We start from the raw sequence: 19002 nt of genomic DNA, 5'->3' as shown, positions 1-19002 counted from the left end.
ATTATAATTATCGAGTATGATAAAGAGGTTTTTTATTTTATCCAGTTTATGTATGGTTTTGGGGGTATCTGCTCAGAACTCACACACCGTTATAAAAGGAGATAATCCTTACAATATTGCAAAAAAATACGGGATAACTGTAGATGAATTGTTAAAGCTGAATCCAAAATTCAAAGACGGTAAGCTGGCAATAGGAGACGTGGTAACAGTGAAAGCTGAGAAACATACCACTGCAGTTTCCAAACCTGTAGTCGTTGAAAAAGCAAAATCAAATGCGCAAGTTGGAAAAATTATTCTTCAGCCTAAACAGACCGTTTACGGAATTACAAAACAATACCGGATTTCTGAGACAGATCTCAGAAAGTTGAACCCTGAACTTGATTCTCATATGAAAATAGGGGATGAGATCACCTTGCCACTTGATAGCATTAAGAAATATGGTGGAGACCAACAGGTTGCTCCGCTTACGGTAGATCCCAGACCTACAGAACCTCATAGTGGAATGGATGCATCAGCATCTTTAGAGACATCAATGTATGTCATTCAGGCAAAAGATAATTATTACAGAATTACGAAACAGTTTGGAATCAGCCAGCAAGAGCTTTATGCTTTAAATCCTGGATTGGAAGAAAAAGGACTTAAGCCGGGTGAAACCATCAAAGTAAAAAAATCAAAAACGGATACCACTTCAGTCTCTGAGCCGGTGAATCCGAAAACAAAAATAGATTCAGGAAACGAAAGATCCACAGCAACGGCAACTCCTGTTGCAACGGCTGATGATTATGTAACTTATACTGTTCAACAGGGAGATACGGTGTTCTCTATTGTTAATAAATTTGGAGTCTCAATTGATGAATTAATCGCGCTCAACCCGGATCTTTCAAACGGACTGAAAACTGGAATGGTCTTAAAAATTAAGAAGCAGGATCCGGCTTATGTGAAGAAAAACGGTGATGCATTAAGCGTTGTTTTAATGCTTCCTTTCGGATACAGTACCAACGAAACTCAATATAGAGGAATGGCATTAGACTTCCTTACAGGAGCTAAACTTGCTATTGAAAGAAATGCCAGAGGAGGACAGAAACTTGATATTAAAATTGTAGATTCAGGAAACGAAGCGTCATTTAAAAATTCAATGGCACAAATCAATCCTGATAATACAGATTTGATCATTGGTCCATTCTTCAAATCAAACGTTATTGATGTTCTGGATTTTACCAAAAACCAGAAAATACCGGTTGTAGCACCATTTGCTAACTCTCCGGAACTTTACAATTACAGCAACCTGATCATTGTTGAAACCAATGACCAGACCTATGCAGATAAAATCGTAGAAGAAGTAAGATCAGTGTATTCAGATCAGAAAATATACGTAGTGGCAGACAGCAAAAAAGAGATTGCCAACTATATTAAAGGAGGTCTTGAAAAAGCCGTTAAAAATCCAAATATCATTATGGTCAACTCTCCCGCTGAAATCCAGCTGGATCAGAACATGATGACAGGGCAATCTGCTCCCGTTATTGCTATACTGGCCAGTGACAATGATGCCGCCGGAGAAGCATTTGCCAATAAAATTATTGCTTTGTCTAAAGAAGTACAGGGAGTAAAAGGTTTCAGTATGTACTATTCTCCTGTTTTTGAGAAAAAAGTAGATGATCTGAGCCAGGCTAGCTTTGTGTATCTGATGGACAGAAAAATTAATGCAGAAGGTAATTTTGAAAAAGAGATCCTGGCCGCTTATAAAAGTAAATACTGTAAGACCCCTCCAAAATATGCGATCGTTGGTTTTGATGTTGTAAATGACATGCTGACGAGAGAAAATAAAAAAGGAGAAATCTTTAAACAGATGAATAAAGTTCAGACTCAGCTTGCTACAAAGTTTGAGTTTGTAAAATCTAAGGCCAACGGAGCATATGTAAATACCGGCTACCGAGTGATTAGATTAGTTCCTTAACCGATTTATGCCTTTTTAAAGGAATATTTTTAACATTATCTTTATATTTGCATAATATTTAATTCATTACATGAAAGCACTTGTATTTCCTGGGCAGGGTTCTCAGTTCGTAGGAATGGGAAAAGAATTGTACGATTCTAGAAAAGACATTAAGGACTTGATGGAATCTGCCAATGAAATTTTAGGTTTTGATATCCTCACGTTGATGTTCAATGGGACGGATGCAGATCTTAAGAAAACAGAGGTTACCCAGCCTTCAATATTTATACACTCAGTAGCTGCTTTGAAAGCAGTGAACGGTCTTGGAGCCGAAATGGTTGCAGGACATTCTTTAGGAGAATTTTCAGCTTTAGTTGCCAATGGAGTTTTATCCTTTGACGACGGTTTAAAATTAGTATTCGAAAGAGCAAAAGCAATGCAGGCTGCCTGTGATGCCAATCCAAGCTCTATGGCTGCGATTTTGGGCCTTGAAGATGCTAAAGTTGAAGAGATCTGTGCACAGATCAGTGGTATTGTGGTACCGGCTAACTATAACTGTCCTGGACAATTGGTAATTTCAGGAGAAACTTCAGCAGTGGAGGAAGCTTGTATAAAACTTAAAGAAGCAGGCGCAAAAAGAGCAGTGCTACTTCCGGTAAACGGAGCGTTCCATTCGCCATTGATGCAGCCGGCGCAAGAAAGGCTGGCAGCGGCCATCGAAAAAACGAAATTCAGAAAAGCAACAATTCCGGTATACCAGAATATCACGACTACAGCAGTGACCAATCCTGAGGAGATCAAACAAAATCTGATCGCTCAGCTTACAGGGCCTGTAAAGTGGACGCAGTCTGTTCAGAATATGATCAAAGACGGTGCCTCTAAATTTGTAGAAGTAGGTCCCGGAAAAACACTTCAAGGTCTGATCAAGAAAATTGACAGTTCTGTAGATGTTGCTTCAGCAATCTAATTAAAAAAATATGAGCGGAATATTTTCACCGGGAAAGCTTATGCTTACTTCAGAATATTTCGCAATAGACGGAGCTCTTGTCCTGGCGGTACCTACCAAGCTTGGACAAGAGTTTTTTTTTGAAGAAAAAGAGGATGAAAAATCCCTGATATTTTGGGAAGCCTATCATCAGAACAAATTGTGGCTCAAGACTGTCATCGATTATAAAAACTGGCAGATCCTGAAGACCAATCTTCCTTCCGCCGCTGAATTTATTCTCAAAACCTTAAAAAATGTTCAGCAGCTTTCTCAGATTAAATTCAAAGGTAATCTTACCTATCATTTAAAGACCAACCTTCAGTTCCCTTCAGATTACGGACTCGGAAGCAGTTCCACTTTAATGAATAATCTTGCGGAATGGTCTGAAATCAATCCCTTTCAGCTTAATAGTATCAGTTTGGGTGGAAGCGGTTACGATATTGCTGTTGCCAAAGAAAAATCGGCGATCCTTTTCCGAAGCCAACCGGAGATCAGCTATGAAAAGACAAATTTCAGTCCTGCATTCAAAAATGAGCTGATATTTATTCATTTAAATCAGAAGCAGGATAGCAGAGAAGGAATCAATTTTTATAAGTCGAAACCAAAGTCCCAAATACTCGTGGATGAATTTTCGGATATCACAAAGAAAGTTTTATTATGCAATGAATTGGAATGTTTTTCTGAACTGATGATGATTCATGAGCATAAAATTTCAGATTTCCTTGAAATTCCCACAGTTAAAGAGAAGTTTTTCACAGACTGTCCTGTTTTTGTTAAAAGTTTAGGAGCCTGGGGGGGAGATTTTGTGATGAGTGCTAAATTTGACGGCTACAAGGACTATTTTTGGGGAAAAGGTTTTAATACCGTTTTTCAATGGTCTGATATAATTAATTTATAATCAGTAATTTACAATCCTTTTTTTTTATTTGTCATTCTGACTTATATCATTATATTTAAACCACCTTTAACAAATAATTAATATTAATTTTGTTGAACCCAATAAAGAAATAGAAAATATAAGTAAAATGAAACACGCTAAAATCATCCAGGATTTAGAAAAATTAGGGATTAAAGGAAATTACGAATTGGTCTATAACCCATCTTACGAAGAGTTATATCAGGCTGAAGTGTCTCCTGAAAATCAAGGCTTTGAGGAAGCTGAACTTACAGAATCTGGTGCAGTATCAGTAAAAACTGGAATTTTCACAGGTCGTTCACCTAAAGACAGATATATAGTTCAGGATGATGTTACAAGAGACACAATTTTCTGGGATGGAAAAGTAAACCTTCCTACCACTGCAGAAACTTTTGATGCTTGTAAAGGATTAGTGCTGAACCAGCTTTCTGAAGCTAAGAAAATTTATGTAGTGGATGCTTTTTGTGGTACCAATACAGATACAAGGCTAAAAGTAAGGTTCATCGTTGAAGTAGCGTGGCAGGCGCATTTCGTTACTAATATGTTTATCCGTCCGTCTCACTATGAGCTGGAAAACTTTGGAGAGCCGGATTTCACAGTGATCAACGGTTCCAAAACGACCAACCCGAACTGGGAAGCTCAGGAATTGAATTCTGAGAACTTCATTATGTTCAATCTTACCCAAAAAATACAGATCATCGGAGGTACTTGGTACGGCGGTGAAATGAAAAAAGGGATGTTTGCAATGATGAACTACTATCTTCCATTGAAAGGAATGGCTTCTATGCACTGTTCTGCAAATGTAGGTGAAGAAGGAGATGTAGCTCTTTTCTTCGGTCTTTCAGGAACGGGAAAAACAACTTTGTCTGCAGATCCGAAAAGATTCCTTATTGGTGACGATGAGCATGGTTGGGACACAAACGGCGTATTTAACTATGAAGGCGGATGTTATGCCAAAGTAATCGATCTTTCTGAAGAAAAAGAACCGGATATTTTCAGAGCAATCAAAAGAGATGCGCTTCTTGAAAATGTTGTGGTAAACAACGGAATTGCTGATTATAAAGACGGATCTATCACCGAAAATACAAGAGTATCTTACCCAATTTATCATATCAATAAGATTGTTCTTCCATCCAAGGCAGGACATGCTAAAAAGATCGTCTACCTTTCTGCTGATGCATTTGGAGTATTGCCTCCGGTTTCTATCCTAGATGAAAACCAGGCACAATACCACTTCCTTTGTGGATATACTTCTAAATTAGCAGGTACGGAAAGAGGAATCACTGAACCGGAACCATCTTTCTCTCCTGCATTCGGAGAAGCATTCCTTACCCTTCATCCTACCATGTATTCTAAGACATTGATTGGTAAAATGAAGGAACATGGCGCTAAAGCTTATTTGGTGAATACAGGATGGAACGGAACTGGAAAAAGAATTTCTCTGAAAGATACAAGAGCAATTATCGATGCCATCATTGATGGGTCTATTGAAAATGCTCCCAAAGCTCATGTTCCAATCATGAATCTTGAAATTCCAACACAACTTCCCAATGTTTCTGAAGGGATCCTTGATCCTAGAGAAACATACAGCAGTGCTTCAGAATGGGAAGAAAAAGCAAAAGACCTTGCTGCTAGATATATCAAAAACTTTGAACAGTACTGCGATACGGAAGAAGGGAAGAAATTAATTTCTTCAGGACCTCAGCTTCAGCAACAGACTATCTAATATAACAAAAGCCTCATCAACGATGAGGCTTTTTTATTTTTATCCCTAGAAATTCTCTTAGGAAATCAGAATCAGCGGCAATAGTATCAACGTTTTAGGCTTAATAAGGCCAGTTTGTATCCATTCATTCCAAAACCTGATAGAACAGCATCGGTGTTAGCTGCTGTTACAGACTTCTGTCTAAATTCCTCTCTTTTATAGATATTACTGATGTGAACTTCCACCTTGGGTTGAGGGATGTTTTTTAAACAGTCCGCAATAGCATAGGAATAATGGGTATATGCTCCGGGGTTAATAATCAAAGCATCGAAATTATCTTCCTGAAGTCTGTTAATGATTTCCCCCTCAATATTGGACTGGTAATAACTGATCTCATCATCTGAGAATTCAGTTTCCAGTTTTTCCAGATAATCTGCCATCGATACAGTACCGTAGATTTCCGGTTCTCTTGTACCTAATAGATTAAGATTTGGACCGTTAATGATAAGTATTCTCATGTGAAAAATTTATCCAAAGATAAATAATTTCTATACATCTTGGTTAAGATTACTTTGCAGATGCTCCTACAGGTTTATTCTGAATAGTTATTTCTTTCGTCCTTCCTTATGTAATGAGCGTAGAGCTTTTCTGATCATATCTAATGTCTTTTTAAAATTTAGAATATAAACAATAAGAAGTTGTAGTAAAAAATCTTATCGTAATCCATCTTTTAGCATCCTGTTGAATTGTTTTTACATTGAATTTTTTATTTGTTGTGAAAAAGTAGAGTTATATCAGTGTTTTATTGAAAATCATTGATCTAATAATTTGATTTTCATTTATTTGAAAAATTTAAGTGATTTTCCTGTTTTTCATTTGTTGTGTTCTTTTTTGATTTAGCAGCAAACGTAATTTTGCGAAATGTTTGTTCCGAAAGTTAAAATTCATCAGGTAACCATCCTTTTGCCTCTAAAAAAAATGTTTTTTGGGGTGATGGTTGTTTTGTGTTCTTTTTTACAGGCAGGAAATAAGAAGAATTCGGCTGAGCGTAAAAATTTTGAACGACCAACTGAAATATATATTCTTGAAGGAACCGTTATTTCAGGAGCTGATCAATTGTACAATTCGGAAATCAAAACGATAAAAAAGGATATTGTAGTTGACAAAACTATTGTAAAACGTCCTTTGCGAAAATCCCAGATAGCAAAAAAGGAAAAAAGCGTAGCTGATAAAAGAAAAGCTGGAGACTTATCTTGTTATAGAATAGAAATATCCAATCAGGATCAGGACAAAAAATATAAATCCTGGATTTTTAATGAACTTCAGGCCATAAAGGAAAACGGTCAGCATACCTCTGACTTTTCCTTTTTTATCCGGCTTTTATTTTTAAGGCTTCCTTCTGAAAAAACAAAGATTAATTTTTTAAAAGTTTCCGCAAAAACATTTTTACCGGATGAGTACAGTTGTATCAGGCCTCCTCCAGGATCTGCTGCTTACTATAAAATAGTACATAAAACATAAATGCTTCTATAAAAATTACACCAATGATGCTACTATGGTAAAAGTATTCCCAAAACAGCTTTTACCATTTTATTTTAATTTAAAAAAAACAATTCGAACAATGAAAAAAACGATATTATTTCTAGCCGTTATTTCTTCCGGACTTATATATTCCCAGGTTGGAATCAATACATCAAACCCTCGTGGTATTTTCCATGTGGATGGTAAAAAAGATAATCCTGCAACCGGAGCTCCAACTGCGTTACAGGGAGCTAATGATTTTACAGTAGTTGCTGATGGTAGCGTAGGGATTGGTACTACTACCCCTAATGCATCTGCTATTTTAGACGTCAATGTTGATGGTCTTGCTGTTGGAAGCAAAAAAGGACTTCTTGGTCCTAAAGTCGCATTAACCTCTCAGACTGATCAGACTACGATACCTTCGCCTGTGGCTGGACTGCTTGTGTATAATCTGGGAACAGGCGGGCTTGATTATGTAGGCTATGTATTCTGGAACGGAACAGAGTGGAGAACGTTCAGCAATGGTTCTCTTGCTCCGGGAACTTTAGGGACCATTACTTGTAATGGAGTTACTCTTTCTCCAGGTACCTATACTTCGGGAACCCCTTATACAGGAACAATGAGTGTACCTTATACAGGAGGAAACGGAGGTGTTTATGCTGCTCAGTCTATAGGACCTGTAAATGGGCTTGTGGCAACACTTGCTGCCGGGAATTTTAATGTTGGATCCGGAATTCTTACCTATACCGTATCGGGATCACCTACTGTTTCCAGTCCTACGCTTACTACTTTTCCAATAAATATCGGTGGGCAAACCTGTAGCGCAACAGTAGGAGCTGGAGCCGTTATAGCTCCGGGAGAATTGGTTTATTATCATTCTTCAATTCCACGTAAGACAACATCATTTCTTTTAAGCCAGTATCTTAATGACCTTCCAATCATTAACAATACTTTCAGAGTTGATGCTTTTATAACCTCTCCCAACGCATTTGATTCAAATAATGCTTCTACTAATTTTGATCCTCGTCTTTACAATATTACTGCCGCAAACGCGAAAGTATGGGTTTCGGAGGTATCCACGCATACAGGAGATTCACATGGAGCCAATCTATTGATCTTCCCTAATAATTATGCACAGTTTGATGATGGTGTATATCTTACTTATGGAAGGAATGAAACCGTTACTTTTGATATTACGACTCCGGATAACAAATGGTACAGGGTGTATTATGCCTTACGTGTTGATAATAAATCTTTTACTAGTTCAGGTAATGGTAATGTCACTTCAGACTCTAATAATTCAGATAATACATTGGAAGTTTATGTATCTATCCAGAGACTGTATTAATTTGATTTATAGAATTCATTAAATAATAGGGAAGGGGAACTGTAAAAGGTTCTTCTTTCCTTTTTCAAAAGATTAAAAGTAAATATGAGACGTAATAAAGTACAGTATTATAAGCCTGATGAAGTTTAATTTTAAAGAGATTTACATAGGAGAATGTATAAGAAAAAGGGTAGAAGATACGGGGATCTCAATGGTCCGGATCTGTAATTTCCATCAAGCTACAGAAGATGAGATAGATACAATGTATAAACAGAAAAGTATGGATACCGAAGTTCTTCTTCGATGGTGCAAGCTTTTGGAGTATGATTTTTTCAGGATTTACTGTCAGCACCTTATTTTATTCTCACCAGAAAATAAGTCAGATACTCTGGAACCAATCAAAGGAACTAGTCTCCCTGAGTTCAGAAAAAAACTGTATACCAGACAAGTGATAGACTTTATTTTAGAATTAATAAATACAAGGCAGAAAACAAAACTTCAAATTATAGAAGAATACAGAATTCCCAAAACAACACTGTATAAGTGGATAAGTAAGTATAGTGAGATGGAATGAAAGGAAAGATGAATATGATGATCTCTTCACTAAAACTAATGTGCAGGTTTTAAAACTGATGAGAGAAAAGTTTAATTTCTATACCAGCAATAGTTGGACTTATATTCGTGAAACCGGAGGGTTTTACAGAAAAACAGGAATGTTTATATTTTTCGAAAGTGAAAATGTGTCTACAATAGAAATCAGAAAAATGTATGGAAAAGTCAGGACCTGATTATAAAAAAATATATACCGATATTATTTTAAAAAAGCATCCCGGGAAATATGCTTTGTGTTCTTCTATTTTGCAAAAGAAAGTTTTATCTGTATTGGATGTAATTAAACTCAATCAACTTATTTTTTCTTTTGAGGATCTGGAGACTTCACTATTCAATCAAAAACACAAGTCTTACGATAAGGATACGATTTTGGAAATTTTAGACTATCAGAAGAAAAATGGATATACTAATAAACAGGTTGCTGATGAGTTTAGATTAAGCAGAAACTCAGTAGCAAAATGGAAAAAGATATTTAGCAAGTAATGATGATAAGATAAATTTTAATTTAAAACTTTAATAAATAATCAAACAAATTTGAGAATGGCGTCATTGACGTCATTTTTTGTTTTAAAATTTCCTCATCTATTCGCTTTGTGATATTTTACTGATATTTATCATATTTGAAGAAATTGGCAATGCTTTTAAGCCTCTATTTTTGTGGTTTTTACAATTTAATTACGTTAATTTTTGAAAATCTATCATAAAATATTTTAAAGTCTACTTGTTTTGTAGACTAATTGTTTTTAGCTTTGCAGACCTATTTCGATCGGCTTATAAAGAAAGATGGAGGGAACTGACCCTGTGATATCTTGACAACCTGCCCCTGCGCAAGGTGTTACATTCAGCCTTTAAAGGGAAAATAAGCATTTGGTTAATCGTATCTATCGATGCCCTTTGCTGACTTTTCTGCAAAGGGTTAATTTTTAATATATGATAAATAAAATTGATTATGATTAGCAAAAATTTAGTTAATGCTAGGGTTTGGCTTCCGCCAGTCGCTGTATTTTTCCTGGGGATGATCAGTGTACAGGCGCAGCAAGTCAAGCCGAAAAAAGATACCATACAAGAAAAAGAAATCGATGAAGTGGTTGTGATAGCCTATGGTAAAGCGAAAAGAACAAGCTATACCGGTTCGGTGGCTACCATCTCCAGTGATAAGATCAATAACAGAGCGGTTACCAATATTACAAAAGCTCTGGAAGGGCAGGTGGCAGGAATCCAGGCTGTAAGTGCTTCCGGCCAACCGGGATCTACTGCTTCCATCAGAATAAGAGGAGTAGGATCAATAAGTGCTTCAAGTGATCCTCTTTACGTGGTAGACGGAATTCCTTTTGATGGAAATATCAATTCTATCAGTCCAAATGATATTGAATCCATCAGTGTTCTGAAAGATGCAACGGCAAGTTCATTATACGGTTCAAGGGGAGCTAACGGAATCATTATCATCACCACAAAATCCGGCAAAAAGGGAGAATCAAGGGTTAATTTTAATATCAGCCAGGGATTTTCCGGCAGGGCAGTAAAGGATTATAAGCAGGTAACGACAGATCAGTATTTTCAATTGTATTGGGAAGCACTGAGAAACGGTTACCAATCCACTCAGATATCTTCTCAGCAGGCAGGGCAGATGGCAAGTGATAATCTTGTTTCGGCACTTGGGATCAATCCTTACGGAGCTGCCTATCCAAAACCTGTAGGAGCAGACGGAAAACTTCTTCCCGGAGCAAAACCTTTATGGAACGATGACTGGAGAGATATTCTTCAAAGGACCGCTTCCAGAAGCCAGGTAGATTTTGATATCAGCGGAGGGAGTGAGAAGAGCAATTACTTCTTTTCACTAGGTTATCTGGATGATAAAGGGATTGCAATTGAATCAGGGTTTCAGAAGTTCGGAACCCGATTAAAGATCAATTCAGAAGTTAAAAAATGGCTGAATGCTGGTGTGAATTTAAGCTACACCAACAGTATTCAGAACGCACCGCCGTCTTCAGATTCCAGACAGGATAATATCATCCAGGCCGCAAGAGTGGTTCCTTCATTCTATCCGTATTACGAAAGAAATGATGACGGAAGCTACAGGCTGAATGCAGATGGAAACAGAATCTATGATTTTGGAAAGTACAGACCTACCAGTGCATTGCAGAATCAGAATGCAGCGGCAACGTTGCCTTTGGATAAAAATGAAAATAAAGAAGATAATTTTTCAGGAAAAGGATTTTTAGAATTCACTTTCCTTCCGGAACTTAAATTTAAAACCAGCTTTTCTGTTGATTTAGTGAATTACAACGGACATTATTACTCCAACCCGTTGATCGGAGAGGGAAGTGAAATCGGAGGTTCTGTAACAAGATCAAACACGAGAACACTTTCTTATACCACCAGTAATATTCTGACCTATGACAAGAAATTTGGGAAGCACCATATCAATATTTTGGGAGGTCAGGAATTTTATAAATACGATTATCAGACGATTTCCGGTTCCAGAAGCCAGTTTTCCCTTCCTTATTATTATGAGCCGGATGCAGCAGCATTATTGGGAAGCTTCAGTGGAAACAGCAATCAATTTTCACTCTTAAGTTTCCTAGGAAGAGCAGAATATGATTTTAACAATACCTACTTTTTATCTGTTTCAGGAAGAGCAGATGGGTCTTCAAGGTTCTATGCGGATAACAGATGGGGGAAATTCTGGTCTGTGGGAGGTTCATGGAAAGCTTCAAATGAAGATTTCATCAAGGATTTGAACATCTTTGATCAGTTAACCTTGCGGGCAAGTTATGGAGGTCAGGGAAATGATAAACTCTTAAGACCCAACGGATCTTCTCTTTATTACGCTTATCAGGAATTATACAAATTTTATAATAATCTGGGAGAGCCGGGAACGGTTCTTGAAAAAGTACAGACCAATGATGTGAAGTGGGAAACCAATCTTAATTTAAATGTAGGTTTAGAGTTTGCCATTCTTAACAACAGAGTGAAAGGGAATATCGAATATTTTAAAAGAAAAAGTCAGGATCTTTTATTTAATATGCCAGTTGCTCCTTCCCTGGGAATCAGTGATTTTCCTTTTAATGTCGGAACGATACAAAATACAGGTTTTGAATTCTCACTATTTACTACTCCAATTAAAAATGATAATTTCCAATGGAATGTAGACCTAAACCTGAGCACTTTAAACAATAAAATTACGAAGCTTCCCAAAGGAGCAGTTATCACCGGAACCAAGCGTTTGGATGTGGGAGGCTCTATTTATGATTTTTATATTCAGGAATGGAAAGGCGTAGATCCTTCCAACGGAAAACCTTTATGGAGATATATTTATCAGGATGCCAACGGAAATACAGTAGACGGAACCACCTCAGAATATGCAAAAGCGACCCGAACGTTTCAGGGATCTGCACTGCCTAAATTAACAGGGGGACTTTCCACAAGTATTGCGTATAAAAACTTTGATCTGTCAGGATTGTTAACATTCAGGATTGGGGGAAAGATTCTGGATACGGATTATACCTCATTAATGTCTAACGGAAATTCTGGTGGACGTGCCTGGAGTGCAGAAATGCTGAACAGATGGACTCCGGAAAATCCTAACACAGATGTTCCTGCATTGAGCACAACAACCAATAACTGGAATTCTTCTTCTTCAAGATTTTTGTATTCCGGGACTTATGCACGACTTAAAAATGTGAGTCTGGGATATACCCTTCCTTCTGATTATTTTGAAAAACTGGGACTGAAGAAGTTTAGAATTTATGTTCAGGCTGAAAACCTTCTGACTTTCTACAAACATAAAGGAATGGATCCGGAGCAGGCTCTGGATGGAACTACGTATTACAGATATCCTGCGATGAGAACGATCACTTTTGGTCTTCAGGCAACTCTTTAAACTTTTAAAATTTGAAACAATGAAAAAATTAAAATATATCGCTTTTGCTTTGATTGCTTTCTGGTCGTTGACGAGTTGTGAAAACGAGCTGGAAACAGCTCCTACAGATCAGGCGAATGGAGCGGAGGTTTTCAAAACGGCAGAAAGTGCTGAAACCGTTATTAATGGAGCATGGGCGAAATTTAATGATGACGGACCTACCTATGCGAATATTGGCTATTCAACGGTGTTGAGAACCAGTGATGCCATGGGAAGTGATGCGGCTATCCTTACCAATAAATATGGTTTTCCTTCAGCTTATGCATTTACAGAAATGGTGAATAATACCATCTCAAGGCCACAATTTATTTGGTCTACATTGTATGCAACCATTAATAATATGAATAATGTGATCGCCCGTATTGATCAGACCGAGGGAAGTCAGGCAAAGAAAGATCAGGTAAAAGGACAGGCTAAAGCATTGCGTGCTTTCTGTTATCTGAATTTAGCCAGCTTTTACCAGTTTAGTTATCTGAAAGACAAAACTGCTTTAACGGCTCCTATTTATACGGAACCCTCAACGATCAGTTCTGTTCCAAAGAAAAGAGCAAGTCTTGAAGAAATTTATACATTGATTAAAAGTGATCTGACGGAAGCGGATAATCTTTTGACGAATTATACAAGGAATAATAAAGATAAGATCAACAAATCGGTAGTGAACGGACTTTTAGCAAGAACGTATCTGAATACCGGTGAGTGGAGTAAGGCAGCAGCAGCGGCTAAAATAGCCAGAGCAGGTTATCCGTTAATGACTCCGGAAAAATATAAGGAAGGATTCAATGATATCAGCAACGGAGAATGGATCTGGGGCCATGGGCAGACTCAGGAACAATCGGGAGCAAGCTATGCTTTTCATTATCTGGATGTGTCTTCTTCGGGAAGTTACTATTACAGTTTTATGGCAGATCCGTTTTTCAAAGATTTGTTTGACACGAATGATATCAGATATCAACTGTTTCAATGGGATGGTCTGCCGGGCAGAGAAGGTCTGTTGAGGTATTCCAAGTTTAAATTTAAGACAGGACTTATTGCCGATATAGTATTCATGAGAGCTGCAGAAATGTATCTGATCGAAGCAGAGGCAGAAGCCAGAATTGGAAACAGTACCAATGCGGTGGCGGTTTTAAACCAATTAAAAACGGCCAGAAATGCCAATCCTTACACAGGATCTCTTGCTCAGAATGATGTCATCACAGAAATTCTGCTTGAAAGAAGAAAAGAACTTTTCGGGGAAGGATTCTCCCTTTCAGATATTATCAGAACGCAGGGGACGGTTGTAAGAAAACCATTTGTAGATACCAGCGGACAGCCTATAAAAGTTCAGATTACCACACCTAACGGAACCGTGAAAACAGTGAATGGAAGAGGACATTCGGTCTTTAATTTCCCGGATCAAAGCCAGTTTGCTCCTAACAGCAGATACTATATTTTCAGTATTCCGCAGAAGGAAATTGATAATAATCCGAACCTGTAATTTTATTTAGATTTGATTTTTTTTAGCCATCGTGTAGTGCGGTGGCTTTTTTTTGTTATGGAGATTACAGATGGTGTATAATAAAAAAAGCAGGCCTGCAGTCCCAAATGAAATATAAATTGTCATCTAATTTAGTTTAATTAGCGGTTCTGGAGCAAGTGGAACTTATCCAACAACTGGAAGAAAAAGAAAAAAATTAAAGAATTCGTTCAGCAGAACGTCGCACTGTAAAAAATATCCCCCGAAGATTTTCGGGGGAGTGATTATTTTTATTCCCAAGCTATACCTTGAACTTGTTCTATTTTATTGATCTTCTTACAGCGTAAAAAACCATATTTTGTCTTGAAATTGAATTTTTTTAGTTCTTTATTTTTCCATATGAATTTGGAATATAACAAACTTTCATTATTAAAATAATATTTTATTGTATAATCGCCCTTGAAAAAATTTAAAAAAATATCTTTAACATTTTCAAAATAATAATTTTCATTCAAATTAAATTGAATTTTGATCGACTCTTTTTCTAAATCTACTACAACTAAATCCTCACTAATTTCATTTTCTAAATGAATTAACTTCTCATTTAGGATATCATCTTTGCCCAGGCTATATTTCGATGAGATAAGTTGTTGACGTATTTTTTCTATATCCTCCATATTATCTAACCTTATATTTACCCCAGTCTTTAGGATTTGGAAAAATATGTTTATTAAATTTTCCTATTTTTTCAATATTAAAATGTATTGGATATCCTCTTCCTCCACCAATTTTTGGAAGACTATGTTTCTCAAATCTAATCATAAATTTTGTAGGCTTGTCAAGGTATCCATAACTAAATTGTCCTGCTATCTTTGTTTTATAAAAAAATTTTGCACCAGATACAAATCTAAAGAATCCCGCTCCAGAAAATTCAAGAGCAGCCGCACCCAAACCTTCACTCACTGAAAGACCAGTTCCCTCGGTATGAAGTCTTAATCCGTAGGTAGAATAATCAGCAGACATATTATCACCAGCTTCAAGAACAGTTACAGATTTACTACCAATTAATTTTCCTTTTGCATCATACAAATAATCGGTTGTATCACCTCCCTTTTTTCCTCCTGTTGCTGTAATAGTACCATCTGCATTTCTCCTAAATTCATCATCATCAGCTAAAGGAGAGTCTATCTGATGCTCCAAATGGTTGAAAGCCGTAACAAAAAATCCACTCATCGCTCCCTGCCAGAAGTTTCCTCCGGCCAGTACAGAGCCTACACCACCCGATATAATACCAGTGATTAACATTCCTGTATTGCTTCTAAGTGGGTTAAAGTCAAAAATACCATCGCTGGGAGCTTTCAAGAAGTCTCCTGCTAAACTTGCAAATGCACCACTTGCTGCACCACTCCAAAAACTACTTCCTGTAACGGAAGAAAGAACACCCATACTTACCGCATGTAATCCCGCTCTTGCCAATACAACACCTGTAGTACCTAAGGAATTGGCAATACTTGCGACCTGAAACAGTGTTCCTATCCCAAAAGACAATGCCCCGCTTACCATTCCGGTAATCGCCGCCGAAGAGATAGACCTAAAAAATCCGCTAACCGTCCAATTACCTTTTATTAATGCTGTAGCAGTATAGGTTGCAGCTGTTATCGCGATTGCGGAGAAAGCTGCTTTAGCCATTACTGCTACCAAAACAGCAAATGCAAATTCCCCACTTGGGTCATTGTACATCAGGGGATTGTTCAGTACGTACCCATACTTATTATAGTTCTGGGTATTGGTAGGATCCTGTATATTTTCATCAGCATTTAAGAACCTTCTTAAGAGCGGATCATATAGCCTACCATTCATGTGAATAATTCCCACTTCTGCAAAATGCTCATGGCTGGTATATCCTCTTTCTACTAATAACGAAGTAGTATCAATTATATTTTTATCAGTGACTACCCGTAAAGAAATTCTGTCTACTAAACAAGGCATCTATTCCTCTTGCAATAGCTCCATTCATACTACCAACTATGACGGCTCCATTAAAGCCACTGGCTGACATTCCTCCAGTGAGTCCTCATGTAGCAGCTTCTGTTGTGGCTCATATGAGCAAACTTTAGACAACTACTCCAGGACAATATTTCATTTAAAGATTTAAGAATGAACATTACTGCAACTATAATTATCTCTAAAACAGCTCTATAACATGATGCTATCAGTATCAAAATAAAGGAACTGAATATTCCCCACTCGGATCTACTATTCATTCCATATATATTCAAATTCTATTTATTGATATATAATGAATCATTTAAATATATATTCTTTCTGTACATAATATAGTTTAATTTATTATGTTTAATTAAGGATTCTATATTTTTCACATCTTCTTTTGCATAATTATTCACTCTTATTTTTGTGAATTTATCGCTAAAAATTTTATTACGATTATGCGTATTATTATGATACATATAATCATTAAAAGCTAAGAACAGTTCTCTTTTAGAATTTTTTGGAATAAAAAATAATGAATTTGCATATTCTTCATAATTTTTTAATATTGCCATTTTAAAGGCTTCATGAGAAAATCCTTTGTATAGATTTTTTTCAGTAAATTCTTGTAGCATAAAATCCTTCCTATCATCGAAAGTTATAAAATCTGAAGTTATAATCTGTGAAGGAATTGACTGTAACATTTTTTTATCATTATCTAAATAAAAATTTGGACCGATAGGAATCAAATAATTTTTTTTATCGTTGTTCTTAATAATTATTTTGACCAGCAAACAATGACTATTAAGTTGTTGCTTTTTTTCCATATAAATTTCTACACCTTCTTTTTCTTTTTTATTACAAGAGAGGCAAAAAAATGAAAATAATATAATTAAAATGATCTTTATCATGATTTTCTATTTTACTAATTTTTTAATCGCTTCATATACATGATTATATTGTTTTTGTGGTGCAAAATAAGTATCCCAATATGCACCCCATGAATCATGTATTATACCAGATAGACCACTAGAGCCGAATTTTTTCATAAAATCTCTTTCTATACCCCATATCGCACCATGTTCAATACTAATTTTAGGAGCATATGTCCCATCTGATAAATACAATTGCTTCAACATTTCAGGCTCAAAACTTGCCTTACCATTTCTTTCAACTTTATATAGTAAAAATCCTTTTAAAGTTGCATTCATAAAAATTGTAGAATGAGCTAATTCATGTGTCATGACATATTCTAATCTTAACCTTGAAGCAAAGGCTGTTTTTGCTAAATTAATTGAAGTCGTATTATTCCAATTATTAAATCTCGTATATCCAGCTGATCTAACTTTATCGACGGTATCATAATACCAGTCACCGTCTCTAATATACCTCTTAGTTGGATTATCAGCGTAAAAGTTACGTGCTCCAGTACCGTCTTCGTTCCAACCTTTATCATAGAAGGTTTTCCACATAGTACGGGGTGATGCATCTACCTCAGAAGAATTATCTGATTCTAAAGTTTTAAGATCTTCCTCTGTAATATTATGATAGGTGTAATGAGATGTTGTTAGCATCATTATTACTTTACTAATGCCATAACCTATTCCTGCCATTGCCCACCCATTAAGGCTCCTCTATATAGTCCCGTAAAGAAATTCTGTTTGCTAAACAAGGCATCTATTCCTCCTGCAATGGCTCCATTCATACTGCCAACTATGACGGCTCCGTTAAACCCACTGGCGGACATTCCGCCGGTGAGCCCTCCTGTAGCAGCTCCAGTGACGGCTCCTAATAATAAACTTTTGGCAAAACCACCCCAAGACCATGTCCCGTTAACTAAAGATTTTAATATGTACATTCCTTTAGCTACCATTGTTCCTACAACAACTCCTGCAACCCATGATGCCACCAGTACACCAAATAAAGGCACCAAACATTCTCCATTAGGATCATTATACAGCAATGGATTATTCATCACATATCCATACTTATTAATCGTTTAGTAAATTAGCTCTCATTGTGAATTATATAAATCCAGTATTAATCAATGTTATATAATTCACAATAGGTATTAATCGATGCTCCCATTACTAAGTATTGTCTTTGACTATCTCAAAACAATATTATTTCTTTATAAATTCCCAATAAAATGCCTTTCTATATTCTGGAGACTTAATTATTAAATCGTAAACTAAGGTTTCAATTTTAGAATATTTTTCATTTTCTTTTTTGTCATTAGAACACTCACTAGATTTTAATGTTTCATCTTTTGCAGCATTTACATTGAAAGCGATTGTGGATTTATACAAAAGCTTACCATCCATATATGTACATTCACTAAGATATTTTGGATTGAGTAATAAATATAATTGATAGATATTTTGTAATTCCTTTTCACTTAATTTTATAGTTGTGCTTATATTTTTGTCTTCTCCGAAACCAAAATTATATTCTTTATATTGATACAGCCCAGTATAACTATTATACATGTCACTTTCTACAACAACTGAATCTTTATAATACAATCTACTATATTTAAAATTAATGTTGTCATTGTTAAAATTACTATTGTTTCTTTTTTGAGATTTACATCCCGAAAAAGAAAAGATAACAAAAAAAGCTATTATCAAGGATTTCAT

Annotated in this window: 18 protein-coding genes and 1 riboswitch; of the genes, 11 read left to right on the top strand and 7 right to left on the bottom strand. The window is 36.2% G+C overall.

The annotated features are described in order from the left end of the window. Positions 1–16 precede the first annotated feature (16 nt). From EG346_RS04305 to pckA, 4 genes are all read left to right on the top strand, one after another. Positions 17–1954, top strand: a complete 1938-nt coding sequence (locus tag EG346_RS04305; RefSeq protein ID WP_123877095.1) for an amino acid ABC transporter substrate-binding protein — start codon at positions 17–19, stop codon at positions 1952–1954. Positions 1955–2024: 70 nt separating this feature from the next. Then, the gene (gene fabD, locus EG346_RS04300) at positions 2025–2900 is read left to right on the top strand and encodes an ACP S-malonyltransferase (RefSeq protein ID WP_073330246.1); all 876 of its coding nucleotides are present in this window, start codon (positions 2025–2027) and stop codon (positions 2898–2900) included. A 10-nt stretch (positions 2901–2910) separates the two neighbouring features. Next, positions 2911–3816, top strand: a complete 906-nt coding sequence (locus EG346_RS04295; RefSeq protein WP_073330243.1) for a GYDIA family GHMP kinase — start codon at positions 2911–2913, stop codon at positions 3814–3816. 127 nt (positions 3817–3943) lie between these two features. After that, a complete protein-coding gene (gene pckA / locus EG346_RS04290; protein ID WP_123877094.1) occupies positions 3944–5560 on the top strand; it encodes a phosphoenolpyruvate carboxykinase (ATP) in 1617 nt (538 codons plus the stop codon). Positions 5561–5646: 86 nt separating this feature from the next. On the opposite strand, the gene EG346_RS04285 is transcribed toward pckA, so the two are convergent. Beyond that, positions 5647–6057, bottom strand: coding sequence for a type II 3-dehydroquinate dehydratase (locus EG346_RS04285; protein ID WP_123877093.1), 411 nt, complete (start codon positions 6055–6057; stop codon positions 5647–5649). 403 nt (positions 6058–6460) lie between these two features. Between EG346_RS04285 and EG346_RS04280 the strand changes: the two genes are divergently transcribed. From EG346_RS04280 to EG346_RS04250, 7 genes are all read left to right on the top strand, one after another. Continuing rightward, complete coding sequence (locus tag EG346_RS04280) at positions 6461–7060, top strand: hypothetical protein (RefSeq protein WP_123877092.1); 600 nt, start codon at positions 6461–6463, stop codon at positions 7058–7060. Positions 7061–7160: 100 nt separating this feature from the next. After that, the gene (locus EG346_RS04275; protein WP_123877091.1) at positions 7161–8408 is read left to right on the top strand and encodes a phage tail-like protein; all 1248 of its coding nucleotides are present in this window, start codon (positions 7161–7163) and stop codon (positions 8406–8408) included. 118 nt (positions 8409–8526) lie between these two features. Next, positions 8527–8961: a transposase gene (locus tag EG346_RS04270; RefSeq protein ID WP_073330228.1), complete on the top strand. Its 435-nt coding sequence runs from the start codon at positions 8527–8529 to the stop codon at positions 8959–8961. Continuing rightward, positions 8948–9175 carry a hypothetical protein gene (locus EG346_RS04265; protein WP_123877090.1) on the top strand — a complete coding sequence of 76 codons (228 nt, stop codon included), beginning with the start codon at positions 8948–8950 and terminating at the stop codon, positions 9173–9175. The genes EG346_RS04270 and EG346_RS04265 overlap by 14 nt, the downstream gene beginning before the upstream one ends. Next, positions 9156–9482 (top strand): helix-turn-helix domain-containing protein, encoded by a 327-nt coding sequence (locus tag EG346_RS04260; protein ID WP_073330223.1) that lies wholly within the window; start codon positions 9156–9158, stop codon positions 9480–9482. The genes EG346_RS04265 and EG346_RS04260 overlap by 20 nt, the downstream gene beginning before the upstream one ends. Before the next feature lie 285 nt (positions 9483–9767). Further along, positions 9768–9865, top strand: a riboswitch (SAM riboswitch). Between the two features lie 83 nt (positions 9866–9948). Further along, the gene (locus tag EG346_RS04255; protein ID WP_123877089.1) at positions 9949–12882 is read left to right on the top strand and encodes a SusC/RagA family TonB-linked outer membrane protein; all 2934 of its coding nucleotides are present in this window, start codon (positions 9949–9951) and stop codon (positions 12880–12882) included. A 19-nt stretch (positions 12883–12901) separates the two neighbouring features. Continuing rightward, positions 12902–14395 (top strand): RagB/SusD family nutrient uptake outer membrane protein, encoded by a 1494-nt coding sequence (locus EG346_RS04250; protein ID WP_123877088.1) that lies wholly within the window; start codon positions 12902–12904, stop codon positions 14393–14395. A gap of 269 nt (positions 14396–14664) precedes the next feature. On the opposite strand, the gene EG346_RS04245 is transcribed toward EG346_RS04250, so the two are convergent. From EG346_RS04245 to EG346_RS04220, 6 genes are all read right to left on the bottom strand, one after another. Further along, entirely contained in the window at positions 14665–15051 is a 387-nt protein-coding gene (locus EG346_RS04245) for a hypothetical protein (RefSeq protein WP_073330215.1), read from the bottom strand. A 1-nt stretch (position 15052) separates the two neighbouring features. Then, a complete protein-coding gene (locus EG346_RS04240) occupies positions 15053–16363 on the bottom strand; it encodes an RHS repeat protein (RefSeq protein WP_123877087.1) in 1311 nt (436 codons plus the stop codon). Positions 16364–16656: 293 nt separating this feature from the next. Next, positions 16657–17274: a hypothetical protein gene (locus tag EG346_RS04235; RefSeq protein ID WP_123877086.1), complete on the bottom strand. Its 618-nt coding sequence runs from the start codon at positions 17272–17274 to the stop codon at positions 16657–16659. 6 nt (positions 17275–17280) lie between these two features. Continuing rightward, the gene (locus tag EG346_RS04230) at positions 17281–17976 is read right to left on the bottom strand and encodes a hypothetical protein (RefSeq protein ID WP_123877085.1); all 696 of its coding nucleotides are present in this window, start codon (positions 17974–17976) and stop codon (positions 17281–17283) included. Further along, a complete protein-coding gene (locus EG346_RS04225; protein WP_123877084.1) occupies positions 17964–18338 on the bottom strand; it encodes a hypothetical protein in 375 nt (124 codons plus the stop codon). Before EG346_RS04225 ends, EG346_RS04230 begins: the two co-directional genes overlap by 13 nt. 148 nt (positions 18339–18486) lie before the next feature. Then, positions 18487–19002, bottom strand: coding sequence for a hypothetical protein (locus tag EG346_RS04220; protein ID WP_123877083.1), 516 nt, complete (start codon positions 19000–19002; stop codon positions 18487–18489).

This window comes from Chryseobacterium carnipullorum (assembly GCF_003815695.1).
Classification (GTDB): domain Bacteria; phylum Bacteroidota; class Bacteroidia; order Flavobacteriales; family Weeksellaceae; genus Chryseobacterium; species Chryseobacterium carnipullorum.
This window is presented reverse-complemented; position numbering and strand designations above follow the sequence as displayed.